The 5271-nt window shown below is 44.0% G+C and carries 5 protein-coding genes; 4 read left to right on the forward strand and 1 reads right to left on the reverse strand.

Annotation, left to right across the window (positions count from 1 at the left end; genetic code table 11):
* Positions 1 to 251, forward strand: a 251-nt coding sequence (rpsO, locus tag ASC50_RS04945) for a 30S ribosomal protein S15 (protein ID WP_056928774.1), incomplete at its 5' end; no start/stop codon positions are given.
* On the opposite strand, the gene ASC50_RS04950 is transcribed toward rpsO, so the two are convergent.
* Entirely contained in the window at positions 226 to 1977 is a 1752-nt protein-coding gene (locus ASC50_RS04950) for a M23 family metallopeptidase (RefSeq protein WP_055431325.1), read from the reverse strand. The genes rpsO and ASC50_RS04950 overlap by 26 nt on opposite strands.
* A gap of 120 nt (positions 1978 to 2097) precedes the next feature.
* Between ASC50_RS04950 and ASC50_RS04955 the strand changes: the two genes are divergently transcribed.
* The 3 genes from ASC50_RS04955 to ASC50_RS04965 all read left to right on the forward strand — a co-directional run bounded on the left by ASC50_RS04955 (position 2098) and on the right by ASC50_RS04965 (position 5178).
* Positions 2098 to 3819: an AAA family ATPase gene (locus tag ASC50_RS04955; RefSeq protein WP_055431324.1), complete on the forward strand. Its 1722-nt coding sequence runs from the start codon at positions 2098 to 2100 to the stop codon at positions 3817 to 3819.
* A gap of 158 nt (positions 3820 to 3977) precedes the next feature.
* A complete protein-coding gene (locus tag ASC50_RS04960; protein WP_158648463.1) occupies positions 3978 to 4775 on the forward strand; it encodes a hypothetical protein in 798 nt (265 codons plus the stop codon).
* Positions 4776 to 4788: 13 nt separating this feature from the next.
* A complete protein-coding gene (locus ASC50_RS04965; RefSeq protein ID WP_055431322.1) occupies positions 4789 to 5178 on the forward strand; it encodes a hypothetical protein in 390 nt (129 codons plus the stop codon).
* The last annotated feature ends 93 nt before the right edge of the window (positions 5179 to 5271 follow it).

Below are 5271 nucleotides of genomic sequence, written 5' to 3' on the forward strand. Positions count from 1 at the left end.
AGAAGCAAGAAATCTTCGCCAAGTACGGAAAGTCTAACACGGATACCGGCTCCTCAGAGGGTCAGATAGCCTTGTTTTCCTACCGTATTTCGCATTTAACTGAGCATCTCAAGTTAAATAAGAAAGATTATAGCACAAGTCGCTCTTTGAAGATGCTGGTTGGTAAACGTCGTCGCCTTTTGGACTACCTGAAAGAACGCGACATTGAACGTTACCGCAAGATTATCAAAGAATTGGGTATTCGCAAGTAAATTGCGATTCATTTCCGGCATCGTCCGTCACAACTAATTTCAGTTGGGGGCGGACGATTTCTTTTGTGGCACGAGTGTCAAGCTGCTTACCCAAGCGCGTTGCATCGTGTTTGTAATAGAGATAATTTCGCTTGGCATCGTATTCAAAAAGCACCCAATGCTCATCCACAGTACCCCTGTATGACTTAATACCGCTCAAATCGTCCGTGATTTTGAATGCAATATGGTCGCGGCGGGTGCCTTTTTTTGTCTTTTGTTCCAATAATTGGATGATGGGCGGAACGGTATCGAGCATCACGGCAAACGCGCCTAATTCGCGGATTTTTGTCGTGATGGTGCCGCCAAAATTGTAACTGCCTCCCAGCCAACTTTTTGCGCCTTTGGGAGAGATTTGCACCACACCATATTTCGATTTGTCGGGATAGACGTCGTCTGTAATTGTCAGAGTCAGAGGAGAATAGTCGTGTAGCGGCACCCGTTCGCGGAGCGTGTAAACGGGTGAAAAGTAGGATGACAAGCCGGTTGATGTGTCCACCTCAAAATAAATGTCGGTGTACAAATTTCCGTGCGGAATCAGCAGCGAAATGCCGTTTCCTTTATATACATTGGCGATGTTGTGGGCAAAAAACTTGCCGGAAGTGTTGGCGGCGGGAATAGCCGTTTGCTTGCCCTCGATGGTGAAGTTCAGGTGCGTGGTGTTGCCGTATGCATCTTTCAGGATGTATTCCAAGCGGTAGGTTTTTTCTTCGTTGATGTCGAGAAGTCCATCCGTCGATAAACGATTGACACCCAGCAAATTACCCGGTTCAACATACGATTTCATAAAAAAATGTTTGTGGTCTATCCACTCCGCCCAATCCACATAACTGTTGAGCGCACGCGAATTGGCAAACGAAAACCTGTCCATCACCGCATGATACGCCTCTTTGCCATCCACCCTCAGTGTAATATCTTTCACGCCGTAGATGTTGTGCGTAAGATTCATGTAGTCGTACGCCTTGACCCCCACGCCAATCACACCCCACGCCGTGATAGCCCCCACGCTCTGTTGCCCCGCTTTATTTTTAATCAACGAAACGGTCAGAGGGCGCGTGCTGCCGTTAGCGATGCCTTTCCCCCGCTGCGGAAACAGGCGAATACCCGAAATTTCGGGCGCACGTGTATCTGAAATATATTTTTTGAGGTAGGGTAGGGGGTCGAATGTTACTTCTGTGCTGCTATCGCGCAGTTCAAAATGCAGATGCGGACCTCCCGAACCGCCCGTATTGCCGCTCAAAGCGATGCGTTCGCCTTTTGTGACGGGCAAATCGTGCGGCGACAGCAGCAGATTGACCGCAAAACTCTCACGCCGATACTGACTGTCGCGCACAAGAGCCTCAATGCGCGGCACAAACTTGTCCAAATGCCCATAAACAGAAGCAGTGCCATCCGGATGCGCCAAATAGAGCACGTTGCCATAGCCGTATGGACTCACGCCAATGCGCGACACATACCCATCCTGCACCGCTTTGACAGGCTCGCCGATGCCACCCCGGGTCTTGAAGTCAGTGCCCGCATGAAAATGATTATTGCGCAATTCGCCGAAGTTGCCGCTTAGGAGCAGCGGGATGTCGAGTGGCGACACGATTTCTTGGGCAGTTAGCAGTGACCAGTTACCAGTTACCAGTGACCAGTTACCGGTTACCAATAGGCTGATTATCAGTGTTTTTGTTTTTATGTGCTTCATTGCTTATTTTTTGCGGTGCAAAGGTACAAAATAATATGGTGTTCAACTTGTTTTTTCAAATTTTTTTACCATCTATATTAACAAATAATTTGCCTACCTTTGTGGTCTAAATTCATAAAAATGGAAGCAAAGACGTACAAAAGGTTGCCTTACGGCATTTCCAATTTCAAAAGCATGCGGACAGACAACTATGCCTATGTGGATAAAACCATGTACATAGAGATGTTGGAAAAAGAATCCAACCCCAATCAGTTTTTCATTCGCCCGCGCAAGTTCGGCAAGAGTTTGTTTTTTACGATATTGGCGTATTATTACGACCTCAACGAAGCGAAGAATTTCGATATGTTGTTTGGCGACCTGTATATAGGCAAGCACCCCACGCCGGAAAGAAATGCGTATGCCATCTTGCAATTCGATTTTTCGGGCATGGATACTTCGAGCGAAGAAGGGTTTGTAAAATCTTTTTCGAATAAAGTGCACTACACCGTTCGTGCTTTTTTTCGCACCTACCAAGATGTTTTTTCGGAAGCAGCACACTACATTGAATTACTCGACAAATCCGATTTTGGTATCATGGCAATGGATTTGGTATTTCAGGCGGCAAAAACGGATAATGTGAAAGTCTATTTCATCATTGACGAATACGACCATTTTGCCAACGACCTAATAGCAATGGGTAGCCTTTTAGGTAAAGACTTGTACAAAACGATGATAGCTGCCAACGGCTTGGTTCGCGATTTCTACGAAAGGATAAAAGCCTCCACAAAATTTGTTGCCAGCCGCACTTTTATCACCGGCATCTCGCCGGTGATGCTTGACGACCTCACCAGCGGGTATAATATCTCAATAAACTTCACGCTTGAGCCTGAGTACAACGAAATGATGGGCTTCACACAGGAAGAAGTAGATTGGCTGATGCACGAAACAGGAGTTAATGCGGATTTTATTGCCGTTGATATGCCAACTTATTATGATGGCTATCTGTTTTGTGAGGAGGGGAAGAGCAGAGTATATAATCCGGCTATGGTGCTTTATTTTTTTTACCAGATATTGCAACGACAAAAACCGCCTAAAGCCATTATTGACGAGAACTTGAAAACAGATTACGGACGACTGAAACGATTAATCCAGACCGACAGAAATCGCGAAACGCTGATTCAGATAATTAAAGACAACGGAATTGTTGCGGAAGTTTTGCAAAAGTTCTCCATCGACCGGATTAATGACGACCGCTATTTTATCTCCCTGCTGTTTTATATGGGACTGCTGACAATCAAAGAACCGGCAATGGGCAAACTGAGGTTGGAAATTCCAAATTATTCCATCCGAACATTATATTGGGAATACATCCTGCTGATGGCTAACGAAAATTCTCCCGACATGGTAGTACAATCACGACCGCTGGACGAAGCCATTATCGCATTGGCGATGGAGGGCAATCTGGGGCGGTTTATCGGCTATGTTTCGGAAAACGCTTTCAGCAAACTGTCCGACCATGATTTGCAAAACTTCGATGAAAAATATATAAAAGCATTTTTGCTTGCCTACCTGTTTATGAGCCGATTATACATTCCGATGAGCGAATACGAAGCCGTACCGGGTCGCGCCGACATCTACCTGCAACGCAACCCTTTGGTGCCACAAGTGAAATATGAATGGCTGTTTGAACTCAAATACTGCAAAGCCGGAGCCAAAGCCTCCGAAATAGCCAAACAAAAGCAAGAGGGACAAGCACAAATAGCGAAATACCGCCAATCGCACCGTTTCGCCGACCACCCCGACCTGAAAGCCGCAGTCATCGTATTCATCGGCAAAAACAAATATGAGTTGTTAGAACTGTGATTTGTTTTTTGGCTAAATTATTTTTGCTTCCGACAGCTTTTGACGGAAGTGCGGTTGTATCTTTGCACCATCATTAAAAGCAAGCGAAGATGCAAAAGAACGAGTTGATATCTAATCGGCAAAAAGTTCGCCATATCAAAGAAACGGAAGCCGAAAAAATGTACGAGGACGATACATTTGTGGTTGTTCACCCATTGACGGAGGCGGCGAGTTGCCTGTATGGAAGGGGTACACGGTGGTGTACGGCGGCAACAGAGAGTTGTAATCTGTTTAATCATTACAATTCTCAGGGAAATCTGTGTATAATTATCAATAAAAAAAGTGGTGAAAAATTTCAGTTTCATTTTGCAACATACTCTTTCATGGATGAAACAAACCATGAGATAAAATCACCAATGCTTAATACCATTGAAGCAACCTCCGGTTTGATAGATTTTACTCTTCAAAAGTTTATTGAGCTATGGGAGGATAGAGAGTCCGGTGACCTTGCGGATGAATTTTTCCATGACTTTTTTGGCGGTAATGAAGGAGTACATCCTAAAGACAAACAGGCATTTAAGTATGTCAAAAGTCATGTTAAAACACCTTTCAGTGATGAAGAATTTTTGATTATTGAAAAATTTTTCGCGGAATATCATGACAGTTTATATCCTGACGGAATAATGGGAGATGGAGATACAAAAAACTTTATTTACAGAAAATTGGAAGCAACCGAGCAATTTATCCCTCAACACAGAGTTGATGCAATTGCAGATGCTTTGTATGAATATGCGTGTGAAAACGATATTTTGCTGCCTGTAAATGAACAAACATTAGAGATAGAATATTTTGAAAAGGCTGCAAGAGCAGGTAGAACGCAGCAACCTGGCGATGGGGATAAGAACCGGTTGAGGTGCCGGTCGAGAAATTGGAGTTTGTGCATTGAAAATAATGTTGTATTTTTGTCAAAAATTTAAAATTTAGAATAAAATGGAAAAAGAAAAAGAATACCGTTTTGAGCGGTGGGAAGATTGGTCGCACGCAATAGCCGATGCGATTGATGATTTTTTTGTATCGTTTGCCTATTCGCCGGAAATACTTGCGGCTAACGATTGGACTTTTTCGCAGTTTGATTTTTTCGTCAATGTGATGCACGGTGAAAAAGAAAAATGTATCCCGAGGGACGATAAGGCGGCAATAGCGGGTAAAAATGGACAGATAAGTCTTTGCTCTTTTGACAAGGCGGGAACATCGCTCCGCTTTGCCGTTGACAATCAGTTGAAAGACAAAACCTTCCGTCTGATTTATGATGATGATGCAGATTGGGGGGATGAGGAACCGGTTGAGGTGCCGGTCGAAGAATTGGAATTTGTGCATTGAAAAAAAAGTTGTACCTTTGCCGAACAATAAAAAAAATCATGAATATATTTAAAATTTTGGCGAGTGGAGATGGCTCTATAAATGAGCCAAATG

The organism is Candidatus Symbiothrix dinenymphae, from assembly GCF_001431085.1.